The organism is Novosphingobium sp., assembly GCF_030696665.1.
Classification (GTDB): domain Bacteria; phylum Pseudomonadota; class Alphaproteobacteria; order Sphingomonadales; family Sphingomonadaceae; genus Novosphingobium.
The window spans coordinates 26,128-42,347 of the sequence record NZ_JAUYRV010000003.1 but is presented as its reverse complement, the minus strand read 5'-3'; the positions used below and the strand labels follow the sequence as shown (position 1 = coordinate 42,347).

The window sequence follows — 16,220 nt, the reverse complement described above, 5'->3', positions numbered from 1 at the left end:
CCTGTTCTACCGAACAATCCGCCAGCACCCGCGCAATCCGGTCATCTCCGATCCCGCAGACAATGATGCCGCAAGCATCGCCATGCGCGCTGGCAGGCGGATCGACTCCCACCACCACGCGCACCATCGGCGGCGCTGCTTCTTCGCGTGCACTCTCGATCAGGCTGCGGCTCCACAAAGCCCCCGCCAGATCCTCGATCATCTCGCCCAGCAGTTCCTGCCGCCCCAGTGTCGTCCCGCCATAGCTGCGCTGCATTGCTGCAACGAACCGTGCGGGCAGGTTCCGCGCGTTGTCGAACGTGCTGCCGCGCGTCACCACAACGTCGTCACCATCCGCCAGAACGCGTGCCACCAAAGGCACCGGGCGCGGCGTTGTTGTCGCCACCAGCCGGGGATCGTCACCGAGACGCAGCCCCATCAGCAGGTTGTCCCACATCGCCATCGCCCGGTTCGAAACATTGTCCCACTTGGCAATCTCGTCGCACCAGGCATGGCTATGCTGCGGCCCGCGCAAACTCTCCGGCTCGCCTGCGGAATAAAGATAGGCCTGCGCCCCATTGGGCCAAACCACTCGGCGCACCGAACTTTCAAAACTTGGTCGCTGCCACGGCGCACCGATCGAAAGCAGCCCGCTCTCGCCTTCCACCATCACGCTGCGTGCTTCGTGCAGCGATGCCCCCACCAGCGCGATCCGCGCGTCGGGGTTGGCCTCCGCCACCTGGCGCACCCATTCGGCACCCAGCCGCGTCTTGCCAAACCCGCGCCCCGCCATGACCAGCCACACGCGCCAGTCGCCTGCCGGAGCCTGCTGGCTCGCGCGCCCCCAGACTTTCCAGTCATAGGGCCATTGTTCGATCTCCTGTTCCGGGATGCGCTTCATCAGCGCAGCAATCTGCTCGTCGCTCGCCTCTGCCAGCCAGTTCAGCCAGCCGTCAGTCACCTGAAGCAGCCTTGCGGCTCGCCAGCACCTCGTCGCGCATGTCCAGCAGCCGTTTGTGAAGCGAGGCGCGCACCTCTTCCACATCGGCATTGTCGCGGATCGCCCGCTCCTTCGCCACCGTCTCGCGGTGCTGCGAAAGCAGCCGCAGGGCCGTGGCATTGTCGAACTTGGCGTCCCCGTCCTTCGGCTCGCCAAAGCGCAACCGGTGGAGCACTTCCATCTCCAGCAGGTCGTACCCCTCGCACAGCGCCTCGCGCCACTGCGCTGCAAACGCGTTTTCGGTCCGCTTCACCTTGTAGGCATGGCTGGGGTCGATCCTGGCCTTGCGCGCTGCGGCGCTCACGTTCGAAGTCTCGGCCAAGGTGGCCAGAAAGTGCTTCCTCCAATGGCGGTTGTTCGGTTTGTCCGATGTCCTGTGCGCAGCAGAAATCCTCGTCCGGCTTGCGCCAGACTTGGACGGAGTCGATCCGGCCATGCGTGCCCATCCTAGATTTATGGTGAATTGGTCAAAGGCGTGTCGCTGGCCGTCGCTCCTTGCTTGGGCCTCTTGCCCCGGAGCGACTCGGTCTTTCGCGATGTTCCTGTTATGTACCGAATGAGCGTGACGATGTCAACCAAAAAGTGCCAAATAGGTTCGCGGCAATTCCGCTGGCAGAAACTGCGCCACTCCCCTAAATGCCGCACCGCAACAACGAACGGGTATCCGATGCTCCGCCGCCTCTACGACTGGACAATGGCCAAGGCCGCGCACCCCCACGCCGAATTGTGGCTGGCGCTGTTCGCGTTCATGGAGGCAAGCTTCTTCCCGGTCCCGCCGCACCCGCTGCTCGGCCTGATGTGTCTCGCTGCACCCAAAAAGGCCGTCCGCTTCGCCGCCATCGCTACTATCGCGTCGGTAATCGGCGGAATGCTTGGTTACGCCATTGGCTATGGCCTCTACGACACGGTCGGCACCCAGCTCCTCGCCGCGCTCGGCCTGTCGGAAAGCTTCCCCAAGGCTGCGTGCTATCTGCGTGAATACGGGGCAGAGATCATCATGCTCAAGGGCGCTACGCCCATCCCGTTCAAACTGCTGACGATCACCGCCGGCTTCATCCAGATGCCGCTGGTCCCGTTCATCCTGTCGAGCATTGTCTCCCGCTCGATCAGCTTCATGATCGTGGGCGTGCTGTTCCGCCTGTTCGGCGCCCCGATCAAGCGCTTCATCGACAAGTACCTGGGCCTCGTCACCATCGGCTTCGTGCTTCTGGTGGTCGGCGGTTTCCTTGCCGTCACCATGCTCGGCGGCGGCGAATCGGCAGAAACCAAGGCCAAGTGCGAACAGGCCGCCGCGATTACTGCCGCCTGATCAAAGACCGAAGCGGAACCCATACCCCAGCCCGACCGTGAACTGCGTGCGCTGCCCGCGCTCGCGGATCAGCGCTGAACCGGCAGGCTCCCCGCCAAGCCGGTCCACGCCCGCAAACAAAGTCACAACGCGCCGCTGGTCCAGCGGACGGATCACATTCCCGCCCAGCCCATAGGACACCAGCCCGCCGTCAGGCCGGGAAACCGCAAGGCCGGTGCGTGCCGCCTGCCCTGCATCCACCCCAAAATAGGTCTGCACATAATCCGCGCTGGCAAACGTCGCGCGCGGTCCCACCGAATAGAGCACCTTGCCCGTGCGCCCGGAATAGGCGGCCTGCACATCGCCCACCACGCCCTGATGCGCGCCAAACCCCTGCCGCACTTCGGCCCGCACACGCCACTGCCGCCTTGCACCAAAGCGCTTTTCCACAAAGCCGCCCGCCTCGCCCGCCACGCCAACGTCGCCCATCCCGATCAGCGCATCGCTGCCGCCAGTGATCTGGAACGGCGATCCACCGTTGCTCTCATTACGACCAAACCGCAGCTTCACCAGCGGCCCCGCCTTCCAGCCGTCTGCATTCACCGCATTCCACCCCAGCCCATCGGGCACAGACAGGAACAGCGTATCTTTGTAGTTCACCCGCAAGTCTGGGAAAATCGATAGCGCGGTATCCTTCGATCCCTGCCACGCCATCCCGAACAACGGCGCGACGCCTACCGTCATCGTCCAGCCTTGCGGTTGCATCGGCGGCCCTGCCGGTCGCGCGCCCTGACCAGCCAAAGTCCCCGTTGGCAAGGCAGGGGCGTTCTGCGCCATCACCGGATGCGCTGCGGCCAACGCCAGTACCGAAACCGTCGCAGCTCGAAACCACCGCATGCCTTACTCTCCCTGATGTCAGTAACGATCCGGCGGCGCTATGCACCGCGCAGTCTGAACCGGGCTTGTCGCTTTTGTATCGAAGCGTGGCCGGCGCGGAGCAATCGGCCAAAACCTGCCCCTTGTGCCGCCACCTGCACCCGCGCAAAGCATGGCCCCATGCTGACGCTCTACCATTGCCACAACGCCCGCTCCTTCCGCGCCTTGTGGGCGTTGGAGGAAATGGGCCTGCCCTACGAACTCCAAGTCCTCCCGTTCCCGCCGCGCAAACGGCACGAAGGCATGTACGATCTCAACCCGCTCGGCACGATTCCGGTCCTGTTCGATGGCGACGTGCGGATGACGGAAAGTGTGGCCATCCCGCATTATCTCGCCACGAAATACGGCCCCACCGATCTCGCCGTCGCCCCGGAAGAGCCGGACTACGCCGCCTATCTCAACTTCCTCGTGATGGGCGAGGCGACGCTGACATTCCCGCAGACCATCCACCTACGCTATCAGGTCTTCGCCCGGCCCGAAGACCGTCGCCCCGAAATCGCCCGCGATTACGCCGAATGGTTCGGCTCCCGCCTGCGCAATGCCGAAACGCTGCTGGGTGCAGACTATGCCGCCGCCAATCGCTTCACAATGGCCGACATTTCAGTGGGTTACGCGATCGTGCTGGCACTCTCGGTTGGCCTCGAAGAATTCGTGTCCGACGCCATGCGCGCCTACTTCGCCCGCCTGAAACAGCGACCTGCCTTTCAGCGCGCGATTGCCGCACAGGGTCCAGCCGCCTAAGCAGGCCCATGACCCTCATCGCTTTCAACAAACCCTTCGGCGTCCTGTGCCAGTTCACCGACGAACGCACTGGCCCCCCGCGCCCCACGCTGGCGAACTTTATAGACCGTCCCGGTGTCTATCCAGCAGGCCGTCTGGACCACGACAGCGAAGGCTTGCTCCTCCTCACCGACGATGGCCGCCTGCAAGCCCGCATCTCGGACCCGCGCTTCAAGCTTCCCAAAACCTATCTCGCGCAGGTCGAAGGCATTCCCGATGAAGCCGCTCTCACTGCCTTGCGTAAAGGCGTCCGCCTGAAAGACGGCGTCACACTCCCAGCCGATGCCGAACTGATCGAAGACCCTGAGCTGTGGCCCCGCGACCCGCCCATCCGCGTGCGCAAATTGATCCCCGACACATGGCTGCGCCTCACCATCCGCGAAGGCCGCAACCGCCAGATCCGCCGCATGACCGCCGCCATCGGCCACCCCACCCTGCGCCTCGTCCGCTGGCAAATCGGCGACTGGTCGCTGGAAGGCCTTGCACAAGGCGAATGGCGCGAGGTATCGGAAACACAAACGTCAGCCCGGGCTTGACCAGGGCCTAGGCTTCTTTTCGCTCAACTGACCCGTTGATGTGCAAACTCAGCGCTTCTCCGCGCCCAGCTTCTCCGCCTCGGCAATCGCCGCCCGCGCAATCGGCTCCATCACGGCATAGCCCTTGGCGTTGGGATGAATCCCGTCGGGCGCAAGTTCAGGATTGATCCCGCCCTCGGCATTCACCAGCGCCGCGTGATAATCGGCAAACGCCGCGCTGCGCGCCTTGGCGAAAGCCTTCAGCCAAGTATTCAGTGCCACCACCGGCTTGGCCGGGGCCAGCTGCGGTTTCCACGGAAACTTCGCGGCTGGCAACACGCTGCCGATCACCACGGCAATGCCATTGGCCTGCGCCAGATCGACCATCGCGGTCACATGGTTGGTGTACATCTCCGGGCTGCTTGGCCCGGTGTTGCCCGCAAGATCGTTGGTGCCCACCATGATGTGAACGACCCTCGGTTTCAGCCGCACCACGTCCTGATAGAACCGCACCAGAATCTGAGGGCTGGTCTGCCCGCTGATCCCGCGCCCCACCGCCCCGCTCACGAACAGAGCGGGCGCAAGGCCCACCCAGTTTTCGGTGATCGAATCGCCGATGAACACCACGCGCGGGCGCTGCGCCAATTGCTTGTCGGCCTCGGCAAAGCGGCACTGCCACGCCCAGTCATACTGGCGAACATAAGGATGGGCGAAGTTCAGCCCGCGCTGGTCAGCAGGGCAGGGCTTTTCCATCATGCCTTCGCCCGGCGGAGTCACCACCGCAGGCGCGGCATTCTGCGCCAGCACCGGTGTCGCCACCAGTGCAAGCACTCCAGCCAACGCAAACCGCATCAGATGATCCCCACGGCCTTCCCGGCGCGTTCGAACATACCGATGATTGTCTGCACCTGCTCAGCGCTGTGCTCTGCACACAGCGAACAGCGCAGCAGCGTCATTCCCGCTGGCGTTGCCGGTGGGCGGGCAAGATTCACGTAAAGCCCTTCATGCAGCAGTGCTTCCCACATCGCCGCGCCGCGCTCCAGATCGGGCATGATCACCGCGATGATCGCGCTCTGCGCTTCGGGCGTGCCCAGTGTGAAGCCCTTGTCGCGCAGACCCTGGTGCAGCGTCTTGGAATTCTCCCACAGATGCGCACGCTTGTTGGCGCCGTGCATCAGCTTGCGGATGCTGGTCGTCGCCGTGTGCATCACGCTCGGCGGCAGCGAAGCGGTGAACACATAGGGGCGGCACACCAGCCGCAGGATTTCGAACTTCGGATGGTTGGACACGCAGAAACCGCCGACCGTGCCGACTGATTTGGAGAACGTGCCGATCACGAAGTCCACGTCGTCAAGGCAGCCCTGATCTTCGGCCACGCCGCGCCCGTTGGGGCCGATGAAGCCCATCGAATGCGCCTCGTCCACCAGCACCATCGCGCCGTTTTCCTTGGCAATGCGAATCATTTCCTTCAGCGGCGCAATATCGCCCAGCATCGAATAGACGCCTTCAAGGATCACCAGCTTGCCCGCGCCCTCAGGAATGCGCTTCAGGCGCTTTTCCATCGCCACGATGTCGTTGTGCTTGAACGGCACCACTTCGGCATCGCCCAGCTTGCAGCCGTCCCAGATGGAAGCGTGGCTGTCGATGTCGAGCACGATGTAGTCGCCCTTGCCCGCCATCGTGCTGATGATGCCAAGGTTGGCCTGATACCCGGTGGAAAAGACCATCGCGTGGTCCATTCCATAAAAGTCCTTCAGCGCCTGTTCGCAGGCCTTGTGCCCGGCGTATGTGCCGTTCAGCACGCGGCTGCCGGTGGTGCCCGAACCGTAATCGTCCAGCGCTTCCTTGCCCGCGGCGATCACGTCCGGGTCAAAGGTCATGCCCATGTAGTTGTAGGTGCCCAGCAGGATCGTCTCGCGCCCGTTGCACACCGCCACAGTGGGCGAAATCACCCGCTCCATCACCAGATTGAACGGGTCTTCCACCCCGCCCGCCAGCAGTGCGCGGCGCTGTTCAATCAGCGGGTCGAACTTGCTGAAAAGATCGGTCATCGCGTTATCCCTGAAGCTTCGTCACCGCATCGATCAGCTGGCCGTAGTTCTCGATCTCGGCCTGCTGGTTCATGCTGATGATGATGTCAAAATCGTCCTCAATCGCCGCCACAAAGTCCATCACGGTCAGGCTGTCCCATTCAAGATCACCGGCAAAAGTCGTCGCCTCGGTAACCTCGATGCCCTTCTTGTTGAAAGGGCCGATCAGTTCGGCGATCTTTTCAGCGGTAGCGGCGCGATCCATCAATTCTTCTCCAATGGGCAGGAAAAGGCCCCTGCCAGACGATTGAGGCCGAAAAGCGGCCATTGCCGCCGCTTGTCAAGCGTTCGCCCCTTGTGTCATCCGCGTTATCCGCGAAAGATGCGGCAAATGCGCCTGTGGGGGAATCATGGCAGAGACTGTAACGCAGCCTGAACCGCCGAAGGCGTCGCCCCCGGTGCCATCTCCTGCCGTCTATTCCAATCAGGCGATCCACCTCGTCCGCACCAGCCAGCAGATCAACCTGTCGCTCAGCCAGATGGCGGATGCCAAAGCCTCGATCCTGATGGGCGCAACGTTTGTGGTGTTCACCATTTCGGTCGGGCAGGCAAAGAACGGCGCGATGCCTTGGTCGCTCGGGGTTCTGGCCCTTTTCGCTTTTGTTTCAGCGATGTGTGCGGTGTTCACCGTACTTCCCTCGATCAGCGGGCCGAATGCGGCAAAGTTGAACGACGGCAAGTCCAACAAGCTGTTCTTCGGTTTCTTCACGCACATGGACGAAGAGGAATGGACGCTCTCAATCCTCGACGATCTGCGCACGGATGAGGCCATCTTCCGCACGATGCTGCACGACATCTACCAGAACGGCCAGGTCTTGCAGCGCAAGAAATACCGTTACCTATCAATCGCCTATCGCAGCTTCATGGTCGGCCTGTGCCTGACGGCGATTACCTTCGTGATCGAATACGTGGTGCGCTATTCTTGAAATCAAAAGCCGTGCCGACGCGACGCTTAACTTTATCACAGTCGTCATCCTGAACTTGTTTCAGGATCCATTTCGCCAATCTGGCTGCCGTTTTTGGTGAGAAATGGACCCTGAAACAAGTTCAGGGTGACGAAAGAGGTTTGTGTTGCAGCGGTGCAGAACAGTCTTCAACCAAGGTCAGGCGAGCGCTTCAAACCAGCGCGTTCACCGCCACCATGAACGGCGCAATCGACACGGGCTTGGCCAGATAACCCTCAGCGCCCGCATCGCGGATCGCCTCTTCATCACCTTTTCCGGCATAGGCGGTGACGGCAAGGATCGGGATGCCTTTCAGTTCCTCGTCTGCCTTCAGCGCCTCGATCAGGTCCATCCCGGAAATGTCGGGCAATTGGATGTCCATGATGACAAGGTGCGGCATGAACACCCGCGTGCGTTCGATCGCCACGCGCCCGTCGGCCACCGGCTCCACCTCGAATCCCTTGGCGCGCAAAAGGTCGCAGAACAGTTTGCGGTTGAGGTCGTTGTCCTCGACAACCAGAATTCTTTTTGCCACTGACACGCCTGTTTCCCGAACTGCACCTAACTGCACCTAGGTGACCCTTATGCACCGCGAAAGGCCCTGACAATCATCCGAGAGCCGTCCTCCCCCACCGATGCGGCTGCCATTGCCCTGCAGGCACTCGGCTGGGTGCTGTCTGACGCCCCCCGCGCCGAACGCTTCCTCGATCTCACCGGCCTGACGCCGGAGGAATTGCGCGCTGGCCTGTCAGATCCCGCCATTCTGGGGGCAGTTCTCGATTTCCTCGCCAATCACGAAGCAGACCTTGTCAACGCGTCCTTCGCGCTCGACATCTCGCCCGAGGCGATCATCGCCGCGCGAAAGGATTTAGCATGAGCCGCCCCCTGATCGTCAGCGATTGTGACGAGGTGCTGCTGCACATGGTCGCCCCCTTCCGTGACTGGCTGGGTGAGAAGGAGGGCATCTCCTTCAAGATGGACAGCGCCGATTTTTCCAAGGCCATGCGCTTTGCCAAAGATGGCAGCATCGTGCCGCCGGAACAGATCTGGAGCCTGCTCAACAAGTTCTTCGATACCGAGATGTATCGCCAGCAGGCCATCGTGGGCGCAGTGGCGGGGATCAATGCGGTGGCGCAGGACGCCGATGTGGTTATCCTTACCAACCTCAACGATCACCGCCGTGAAACCCGCGCAAAGCAACTGGCCGATGTCGGCATCAATGCCCGCGTCTTTACCAATCAGGGGCCGAAAGGCCCGGCGCTCAAGGCGATTCTCGATGAATACAACCCCAGCCGCGCGCTGTTCATCGACGATCTGCCGCAGCACCATGATTCGGTCTCGCAACTGACGCCCGACGTGATCCGCCTGCACCTGTGCGGCGAACCGCTGCTTGCCCCGCACATCGATTGCGCGCATCAGGCGGGCCATGCGCACGCCCGGATCGATGATTGGGAAGCGGCGCTGCCCTGGATTCTCGAACAAATTCATGGAGAAGATGCGTGACGAGTACGGTTGAAGCACGTCTGGCAGACCTCGGCCACACCCTGCCACAGGCCGCCGCGCCAGTGGCCGCCTATGTGCCCACGGTCGAGGCGAACGGACTGCTCCACGTCTCGGGCCAGTTGCCCTTCATCGATGGCAAGCTGGTGACGGGCCGTCTGGGCGAGGACGTTTCGCTGGAGCAGGGCACCGCTGCCGCGCAGGCCTGTGCGCTGATGATCCTGGCGCAAGTCAAGGCCGCGCTCGGCTCGCTCGACCGGGTGGAGCGCGTGGTGAAGCTGGGCGCGTTCATCTCCTCGACCGGCACGTTCACCGATCAGCCAAAGGTCGCCAATGGCGCGTCCGAACTGATGGTTGCCGCCTTTGGCGATGCTGGAAAGCATGCACGCAGCGCGGTTGGCGTGCCGGTGCTGCCGCTTGGCGCTGCGGTGGAAGTCGATGCTGTCCTTGCTGTTCGCCCAGCTTGACCGCTTCCTCGTCGCCGCTCCCAAGGCGGCGCGGGTCGGCTGGCTCAAGGGGCGCAGCTATGCCCATCGCGGGCTGCACGGACCCGGCGTGCCCGAAAATTCGCCCAAGGCCTTCGCGCTCGCGATAGAGCGCGGCTTGGGGCTGGAATGCGATGTGCAGCGCACGGTCGATGGCCATGCGGTGGTGTTCCACGATTGGGAGCTCGACCGCCTGACTGCCGAAACGGGCGCGGTGATAGACCGCCGCGCCGATGATCTGGCCAAGATCCCGCTGACCGGCGGCACCGATTGCATCCCCACCTTGCGCGCCTTCCTCGATCAGGTGGCAGGCAAAGTGCCGGTGCTGATCGAACTGAAATCCAAGAAAGAAATCCGCGCCGCCCCGCTGTGCCTTGCCGTGCGCCGCGCGCTCGAAGGCTATCGCGGAGAAGTGGCGGTGATGAGCTTCGACCCGCGCGTCAGCCGCTGGTTCGCGCGCCATTCACCGCACATCGCCCACGGCCTTGTGGTGACGGAGAATGGCAGTCGCACGCTGCCCGCTACGCTCAAGCTGCATTTCGCCTTCTGGCAGGCGCGCCCGCTGTTTCTGGCATGGGACGTGCGCGATTTGCCAAGCAAGTTCGTGGCCGCCCAGCGCAAGCGCGGGTTCCCGGTGCTGACATGGACCGTCCGCACCGCCGATCATGCTGCGCGGGCTGCGGACTGTGCCGATGGACCTATTGCCGAAGGCGCCGGCGCTGGGGCATGACCCCATCGTGACTTACACCGCGCGCATCCACAAAGCCGTCTCGGAGATCGCTGCCGAGGATTGGGACCGGCTGGCAGGCGACGGCAACCCCTTCGTTTCGCACGCTTTCCTGAAGCTGCTCGAGGATTCCGGCTCGGTCGGCGGCCGCTCCGGCTGGTCGCCGCTGCCCATCGTGATCGAGGGGGAAGGGGGCCGCCCCGCCGCCGCGATGCCCGCTTACCTGAAAACACACAGCCAGGGCGAATATGTGTTCGACCATGCGTGGGCCGACGCATGGCACCGCGCGGGCGGGGACTATTACCCCAAGCTGCAGATCGCCGCGCCCTTTACCCCCGCCACCGGCCCGCGCTTGCTGCTGGGAGGCCGCGAAGACCTCGCCACCCCGCTGCTGCGCGCGGCAGAGCAACTGTGCGATACCAACGGCTTGTCCTCGGCCCACGCCACATTCATCACGCCCGAACAGATGCCGCTGTTCGAAGCGGCTGGCTGGCTTCCCCGCAGCGACATTCAGTTCCACTGGGAGAACCGTGGGTACGAAAGCTTTGCCGATTTCCTTGGGCAACTGTCCTCGGACAAACGCAAGAACCTGCGCAAGGAACGCGCCAAGGCGCAGGACGGCATCGAAATCCGCCAGTTGACCGGCGACGCGATCCGCCCCGAACACTGGGATGCCTTCTGGCTGTTTTATCAGGACACCGGCCTGCGCAAATGGGGCCGCCCCTATCTGACGCGCGCGGCGTTCGACCTGATCGGGCAGCGCATGGCCGACAAGGTGCTGCTGGTCATGGCCTTCCTCGATGATGAACCGGTGGCGGGCGCGATCAACTTCATCGGCAAGGACGCGCTCTATGGCCGCTACTGGGGCGCGCTGGTCGAGAAGCCCTTCCTTCACTTCGAACTGTGCTATTATCAGGCGATAGACGCCGCCATCGCGCTTGGCCTGTCGCGCGTGGAAGCAGGCGCACAGGGCGGCCACAAGCTGGCGCGCGGCTACGAACCCGTCCAGACCCTCTCGGCCCACTACATCGCCGACCCCAACTTCCGCCGCGCTGTGGCAGATTTTCTGGAGCGCGAACGCGCCGGGATCGCGCAGGATCAGCTTGTGCTGGGCACGCGGACGCCGTTCAGGAAGGGGTGAGCCATTGCTTGGCAGGCCCGTTTCGCATACAGAATATTCAACGTATTGTGGACGGTCTGGAGGCCGGAAATGGGTAAAGCCGTAACACTCAATGTCCGCGTTAGTGGAACTCTGGGCGAGTTTGTATCTACCAATGTCGGTGAATCCGGCGCTTATGAGAACGTAAGCGAATATGTCCGCGACCTAATCAGGCGAGATATGGAGCGTGCGGACGAAGCTGCTTTCATGCGGTTGAAGACGGAACTGGTGCAAGCCTTTGCGGCGCCAGCATCTGCCTATATTGAACTTACCGCAGACGACATAATTGCACGGAACCGGCGCACGTCGTGACAGGGTATCGGCTTCTACCCCTGGCTGCGGCACGTCTGGACGAAATCTATCAGTACACCCGCGACTCATGGGGAGACGATCAGGCCGAAAGTTATGTGCGGTCGCTTTTCGACAAGTTCACAGCGATTGCCCGGCGAGATATTTTGTGGAGGCCAATTCCGGCAGAATTTGACGTCAATGGCTGGTTCTGTCGGCACGAACACCATTTCATCTACTGGCGTGAATTTGACGACGGGTGGATTGGTATTGCCACGGTCATGCACGAACGGATGCATCGGGTAATGCGGCTCAAAGACGAATTCCGCTGACCCAGAGTTGCCAGTAGAAGCGAGGAATCTATGCGATTGAGGGGTATACGACACCGCCGTTTTCGCGTGTTGCTGATCCTGGCAGCAGTGGTTGCAGGACTTTACTGGGCCTGGAATTCCTTCACTCGTCCGCAGGGCGCTCAGCGAGTCGCCTTCAGGCCAGCGTTATCACAGTGCGCAAACGAAGGTGCCCTGCGCTATTGCGTCTACCGCGACCGTGCGGGCTCGAACGGTGACATCGTCTACCACCTGCATGGCCGCAATCTCGACGAACTCGTCTGGAACGATGACACCTATTACACGGCCATGCTGCAGGCGGAGTGGCAGCGGGGCGGCACCCGACCGCCCACCGTGGTTACGCTGTCCTACGGCCCTAGCTGGCTTCTTGCCCCCAAGGGCACTGCGCCGGAAAGCGGGCTGCTTGAGGACTTGGTGCGCAAACTCCCGGCAATCGAGCAGAAGCTTGGTGCGCCGCGCAGGCGGTTGCTGCTGGGGGAATCGATGGGCGGGCTGAATGTTCTGGTCGCTGGCCTCAGCTATCCTGACCGCTTCGACAAGGTCGCAGCACTATGCCCCGGCGTTTATCAGGTGTCGCCATTTGCTCCCTTGGGCGAAATCCAGAGCGCTATGAAACGAACCGGTGCAGATCCCAAGATCGCTTTCGGCATCTGGATGCTGGCACGCAGCTACTACGCCGATGACAAGGAATGGCGCGCGAGTTCGCCTTTGACGTTGATCGAGAAGGCAGGGCGGGATTCACCTGCGCTCTACCTGTCGAATGGCCTTTATGATTCTTATGGCAATTTTGAAGGCACGCAGAAGCTGGCGCAACGCGCGGTGCAGCTTGGCGTCAAGACCGAATGGCACCCGCTGTATGGTGGCCATTGCGGAATTGACGCGACGTCGCTCGCCGCGTTCCTCGTATCATAAGTACACCCGGCTTCCGGCCTTGGCCAGCAACCCTTAAGCAGCCGCCCGCCCACTGCGCAGCCATTCACGCGCCCGGCGCTGGGCCTCGGCAATTTCGCGCGCGGTCATTTCGTCGGCCACATCGGCGCGGCAGTGCGCCGCATCCTCGTGTCCGCCCACTGCGGCAAGGTTGAACCATTTGTGCGCTTCGATCATGTCGCATTCCACGCCGTGACTGCCGGTGGAATAGGCCACGCCCAGATCGAACAGCGCGTTGCTGTCGCCATTGGCTGCTGCCGCAAGGCAGGTTGCCACGAGCAGGTCGCCCGATTCGGTTGATCCGGCTTCAACGGCTGGCTGGCCTTCATCCGGCACCAGCTTGATCCATGCTTGCGTCATTACCCTGTAACCCCCTTGAGGAAAGCCGATCCCCAAGCCTTCCGGGGGTGCTTCCGATGGGGTGAAAGTCACAATTCTTGGTCAATAAATGGTTAACGTCAAAAACTACCCTACGTGCCGATGTGTTTTGGGCTGAAACAGTTTGGGAAAAACCCGTCCACCCCCTCACGCTTCATGCCGCCTTAATGCAACAAGGTTGCCTAATCGCTTGTGCGGGTCACAGGCCAATCCTATAGGCGCGCCAGTACAGGAGTCTGCGCGCCCGCCGGGGAATGATGGGGGGAAGAATGCAGGCCGGGAGGGGCGGATAGCTTGTTATGCGGAGGGCCGAATGGCTGGGGTTTTGAGTGACGAGATTGACGTTCTTGCCAAAGCACGACGCGCTCTTCCGGGCGACTATGTGCCAAGCGACGCCGAACCATACATGAACGAGGCGCAGCAGGATTATTTTCGCCGCCTGCTGCTCGAATGGAAAAGATCGATCCTTTCGGCCGCCGCCGGCACGCTTTCGGCGCTGCAGGACGGTCCGATTCGGGAACCCGATCTCAACGATCGCGCATCGAGCGAGACCGATTGGGGCATCGAACTGCGCACCCGCGACCGTCAGCGCAAGCTGATCGCCAAGATCGATTCGGCCATGCGCCGGATTGATGAGGGTGAATATGGTTACTGTGAAGTGACCGGCGAACCCATCGGCCTTGGCCGTCTGATCGCTCGGCCCATCGCCACGATGACGGTTGAAGCACAGGAAGCGCATGAACGCAGGGAAAAAATTTCCCGCGATATGTGATTTCCCTGAGGGCGGGTGGCAAGGCGCGCACCCGCCCAAACGCGGTTAACGGGATTGCGCGCTAACGTCGTGTTTACCTTGCTGGTTTAGGAAACAGCGAGGAATTGGTGCGATAACCCTGTGTGCGGGCGTTTTCTCACCCGTGCGGGAACGACGTTCATGGGATTGGCGGAACCTCTGGTGACTGACATCGACCATCGACATATCGGGCGAGACAGCCTGTTTCTGATGGCCGAAGTGCGCCTGCCGGAATCTGATGCCGAACACCGGATCAAGGTGCGCAATCTTTCTGCCGGTGGCATGATGGCCGAAGGTCCGGTGAAAGTGCAGCGTGGCACGCAGATCGAAGTGAACTTGCGCAATATCGGCTGGGTCGAAGGCGTGGTCGCCTGGATTCAGGAAAACCGCTTCGGCATTGCATTCCACGAAGAAGTCGATCCCAAGCTGGCCCGCGCGCAGGTGGGGGCAGGCGATTCGACGCCGCGCTTTGTCAAAGTGCCGCTGGGCAATTCTCCAATCGGCCCGATCCGCAAGATTTGAGTTGGCCGAATAACTGAACGTTGCAGGCCCAGCGATGTGGACGCATCGCCACACCTCGCCTAGTCTGCTTTTGATGGTTGGTAGGCTCCTTGCAATCACGTCGCTTTCTGTGCTGCTCGCGTCTTGCGGGCAGGGGCGAGATGGCACGCTTGGCGTTGCAGTGATCGGCGATGCGGCGGCGTTGAAGGAACGCGGCCAGCGCCTGTCTCCTTCTGCCCAGCTGGTTCGCGCTGCCACCGACGAAGGATTGGTCGGCTTTGATGAGCGGGGCCGCGTGGTGCCCGCGCTGGCGGACCGCTGGATCGTTACCGACAACGGACAAAGCTATATCTTCCGCTTGCGGGATGGAACCTGGCCCGATGGCAAGCGAATCACCGCCGATGCCGCCGTCGCGCTGCTGCGCAAAGCGATCGCCGGGCTGAAAGGCACTGCGCTCGGCCTTGATCTTGCAGCGATAGACGAAGTGCGCGTGATGGCTGATCGCGTGATCGAGATTGATCTGGCCGCCCCTGTGCCCGAACTGCTGACCTTGCTGGCCCAACCGGAACTTTCGTTTTCATGGAAGAACGCGAAGGGGCAGGTGGTGGGCACCGGGCCGATGGCCGTTACCGGTGCTGAGGACGGCGCGCAGTTGTTCACGCTGATCCCGCCGGAAAAGCGGGGCTTGCCGCAACAGGCCAGCTTCGCCACCCGCGCTCGCCCCGTTTCGCTCAGCTTTGCCAAAGCCGCAGCAGCGGTGGCACGGTTCGATGATGGCGATGTCGATGTCGTGCTGGGCGGCAAGGTTGATAACGTGCCACTGGCCGGGCGGATCGGGCTGACGCGCGGCAATGTTCAGCTTGATCCGGTTACCGGGCTGTTCGGCCTTGTGGTGACGCGCACCGAAGGCTTTCTCGGGGCGGCTGCAAACCGCGAAGCGCTGTCTATGGCGATTGATCGCGATGTCTTGCTGGGCGGCTTCAATATCGGCGGTTGGCAACCGACCACGCGCATCGTCTCGCCCGATGCCGAAGATGATCTGGGCACTATCGGCGAACGCTGGCAGGGCATGAGCATGGAAGACCGGCAGGCACAGGCCTCCGCGCGCGTTTCGGCGTGGAAGGACGCGGGCCGTGCGTTGCCGACCATGAACATCGCGATGGCCGATGGCGCAGGCTCCACACTGGTGTTTGAAGCGCTGCGCCGCGATTTTGCCCGCATCGGCATTGCCGTGCGCCGCGTGCCTGAGAGCGACCGGGGCGATCTGCGGCTGGTCGATGTGGCGGCGCGCTATGGCCGGGCCACGTGGTTCCTCAACCAGCTCTCATGCACCGTGCAAAAGGCCGTGTGCAGCCCCGCTGGGGACGAGCGGGTGGCCGAGGCGCGGCGTGCGCTGGACCCTGCCGCGCGCGCTGCGCTGCTGGCCGAGGCCGAGGCCGAGATTACCGCCGCCAACGGCTTTATCCCCATCGCGCGACCCTTGCGCTGGTCGATGGTGCGCAGCGGCACCACGGGCTTTGCGCAGAACCCGTGGGGCTGGCATCCCTTGCCGCCGATGGCATGGCTCCCCAGATAGGTGT

23 protein-coding genes are annotated in these 16,220 nt (G+C 62.5%); 15 read left to right on the top strand and 8 right to left on the bottom strand.

From position 1 onward, the window contains the following. Together Q8R81_RS00655 and Q8R81_RS00650 are read right to left on the bottom strand one after the other, a co-directional pair. The coding region (locus tag Q8R81_RS00655; RefSeq protein ID WP_305615170.1) for a terminase large subunit domain-containing protein at positions 1–940 on the bottom strand (940 nt) is incomplete at its 3' end. Further along, entirely contained in the window at positions 933–1,415 is a 483-nt protein-coding gene (locus Q8R81_RS00650; RefSeq protein WP_305615168.1) for a hypothetical protein, read from the bottom strand. The genes Q8R81_RS00655 and Q8R81_RS00650, both read right to left, overlap by 8 nt. A 231-nt stretch (positions 1,416–1,646) precedes the next feature. Between Q8R81_RS00650 and Q8R81_RS00645 the strand changes: the two genes are divergently transcribed. Beyond that, positions 1,647–2,288, top strand: coding sequence for a YqaA family protein (locus tag Q8R81_RS00645; RefSeq protein WP_305615166.1), 642 nt, complete (start codon positions 1,647–1,649; stop codon positions 2,286–2,288). Here the strand turns inward: Q8R81_RS00645 and Q8R81_RS00640 are convergent, their stop codons facing one another. After that, entirely contained in the window at positions 2,289–3,164 is an 876-nt protein-coding gene (locus Q8R81_RS00640) for a MipA/OmpV family protein (protein WP_305615164.1), read from the bottom strand. A 159-nt stretch (positions 3,165–3,323) separates the two neighbouring features. Between Q8R81_RS00640 and Q8R81_RS00635 the strand changes: the two genes are divergently transcribed. Together Q8R81_RS00635 and Q8R81_RS00630 are read left to right on the top strand one after the other, a co-directional pair. Then, entirely contained in the window at positions 3,324–3,944 is a 621-nt protein-coding gene (locus Q8R81_RS00635; protein ID WP_305615162.1) for a glutathione S-transferase family protein, read from the top strand. An 8-nt stretch (positions 3,945–3,952) separates the two neighbouring features. After that, entirely contained in the window at positions 3,953–4,519 is a 567-nt protein-coding gene (locus tag Q8R81_RS00630; RefSeq protein WP_305615160.1) for a pseudouridine synthase, read from the top strand. 48 nt (positions 4,520–4,567) lie between these two features. Here the strand turns inward: Q8R81_RS00630 and Q8R81_RS00625 are convergent, their stop codons facing one another. From Q8R81_RS00625 to Q8R81_RS00615, 3 genes are read right to left on the bottom strand one after another with little or no spacing between them, the layout of a single operon-like run. Beyond that, entirely contained in the window at positions 4,568–5,350 is a 783-nt protein-coding gene (locus Q8R81_RS00625) for an SGNH/GDSL hydrolase family protein (protein WP_305615158.1), read from the bottom strand. Next, positions 5,350–6,549, bottom strand: a complete 1,200-nt coding sequence (locus Q8R81_RS00620; protein WP_305615156.1) for an aminotransferase class I/II-fold pyridoxal phosphate-dependent enzyme — start codon at positions 6,547–6,549, stop codon at positions 5,350–5,352. Before Q8R81_RS00620 ends, Q8R81_RS00625 begins: the two co-directional genes overlap by 1 nt. A gap of 4 nt (positions 6,550–6,553) precedes the next feature. Beyond that, positions 6,554–6,793 carry an acyl carrier protein gene (locus tag Q8R81_RS00615; protein WP_305615154.1) on the bottom strand — a complete coding sequence of 80 codons (240 nt, stop codon included), beginning with the start codon at positions 6,791–6,793 and terminating at the stop codon, positions 6,554–6,556. Positions 6,794–6,938: 145 nt separating this feature from the next. On the opposite strand from Q8R81_RS00615, the gene Q8R81_RS00610 reads away from it, so the two are divergent. Next, the gene (locus Q8R81_RS00610) at positions 6,939–7,514 is read left to right on the top strand and encodes a Pycsar system effector family protein (protein ID WP_305615152.1); all 576 of its coding nucleotides are present in this window, start codon (positions 6,939–6,941) and stop codon (positions 7,512–7,514) included. 190 nt (positions 7,515–7,704) lie between these two features. Here Q8R81_RS00610 and Q8R81_RS00605 read toward each other — a convergent pair whose 3' ends face one another. Then, a complete protein-coding gene (locus Q8R81_RS00605) occupies positions 7,705–8,067 on the bottom strand; it encodes a response regulator (protein ID WP_292625278.1) in 363 nt (120 codons plus the stop codon). Positions 8,068–8,202: 135 nt separating this feature from the next. Here Q8R81_RS00605 and Q8R81_RS00600 point away from each other — a divergent pair, with 135 nt between their 5' ends. The 8 genes from Q8R81_RS00600 to Q8R81_RS00565 all read left to right on the top strand — a co-directional run bounded on the left by Q8R81_RS00600 (position 8,203) and on the right by Q8R81_RS00565 (position 12,953). Continuing rightward, positions 8,203–8,409, top strand: a complete 207-nt coding sequence (locus Q8R81_RS00600) for a DUF3572 family protein (RefSeq protein ID WP_371135275.1) — start codon at positions 8,203–8,205, stop codon at positions 8,407–8,409. Next, a complete protein-coding gene (locus Q8R81_RS00595; RefSeq protein WP_305615147.1) occupies positions 8,406–9,035 on the top strand; it encodes an HAD family hydrolase in 630 nt (209 codons plus the stop codon). The genes Q8R81_RS00600 and Q8R81_RS00595 overlap by 4 nt, the downstream gene beginning before the upstream one ends. Continuing rightward, entirely contained in the window at positions 9,032–9,499 is a 468-nt protein-coding gene (locus Q8R81_RS00590; RefSeq protein ID WP_305615145.1) for a RidA family protein, read from the top strand. Before Q8R81_RS00595 ends, Q8R81_RS00590 begins: the two co-directional genes overlap by 4 nt. Next, positions 9,471–10,247, top strand: a complete 777-nt coding sequence (locus Q8R81_RS00585) for a glycerophosphodiester phosphodiesterase family protein (protein WP_305615143.1) — start codon at positions 9,471–9,473, stop codon at positions 10,245–10,247. Before Q8R81_RS00590 ends, Q8R81_RS00585 begins: the two co-directional genes overlap by 29 nt. Before the next feature lie 7 nt (positions 10,248–10,254). Next, entirely contained in the window at positions 10,255–11,385 is a 1,131-nt protein-coding gene (locus Q8R81_RS00580; RefSeq protein ID WP_305615141.1) for a GNAT family N-acetyltransferase, read from the top strand. Positions 11,386–11,454: 69 nt separating this feature from the next. Next, on the top strand, positions 11,455–11,715 hold the full coding sequence (locus Q8R81_RS00575) for an addiction module antitoxin (RefSeq protein ID WP_305615139.1): 261 nt from the start codon (positions 11,455–11,457) through the stop codon (positions 11,713–11,715). Then, on the top strand, positions 11,712–12,023 hold the full coding sequence (locus Q8R81_RS00570) for a type II toxin-antitoxin system RelE/ParE family toxin (protein WP_305615136.1): 312 nt from the start codon (positions 11,712–11,714) through the stop codon (positions 12,021–12,023). Before Q8R81_RS00575 ends, Q8R81_RS00570 begins: the two co-directional genes overlap by 4 nt. A 66-nt stretch (positions 12,024–12,089) precedes the next feature. After that, positions 12,090–12,953, top strand: a complete 864-nt coding sequence (locus tag Q8R81_RS00565; protein WP_305615135.1) for an alpha/beta hydrolase-fold protein — start codon at positions 12,090–12,092, stop codon at positions 12,951–12,953. Between the two features lie 33 nt (positions 12,954–12,986). Here Q8R81_RS00565 and Q8R81_RS00560 read toward each other — a convergent pair whose 3' ends face one another. Beyond that, positions 12,987–13,331: a hypothetical protein gene (locus tag Q8R81_RS00560; RefSeq protein ID WP_305615133.1), complete on the bottom strand. Its 345-nt coding sequence runs from the start codon at positions 13,329–13,331 to the stop codon at positions 12,987–12,989. A 331-nt stretch (positions 13,332–13,662) separates the two neighbouring features. On the opposite strand from Q8R81_RS00560, the gene dksA reads away from it, so the two are divergent. The 3 genes from dksA to Q8R81_RS00545 all read left to right on the top strand — a co-directional run bounded on the left by dksA (position 13,663) and on the right by Q8R81_RS00545 (position 16,216). Next, entirely contained in the window at positions 13,663–14,121 is a 459-nt protein-coding gene (gene dksA / locus Q8R81_RS00555) for an RNA polymerase-binding protein DksA (protein ID WP_305615131.1), read from the top strand. A 159-nt stretch (positions 14,122–14,280) separates the two neighbouring features. Continuing rightward, on the top strand, positions 14,281–14,661 hold the full coding sequence (locus Q8R81_RS00550; protein WP_305615129.1) for a PilZ domain-containing protein: 381 nt from the start codon (positions 14,281–14,283) through the stop codon (positions 14,659–14,661). A gap of 73 nt (positions 14,662–14,734) precedes the next feature. Beyond that, on the top strand, positions 14,735–16,216 hold the full coding sequence (locus Q8R81_RS00545) for an ABC transporter substrate-binding protein (protein ID WP_305615127.1): 1,482 nt from the start codon (positions 14,735–14,737) through the stop codon (positions 16,214–16,216). The last annotated feature ends 4 nt before the right edge of the window (positions 16,217–16,220 follow it).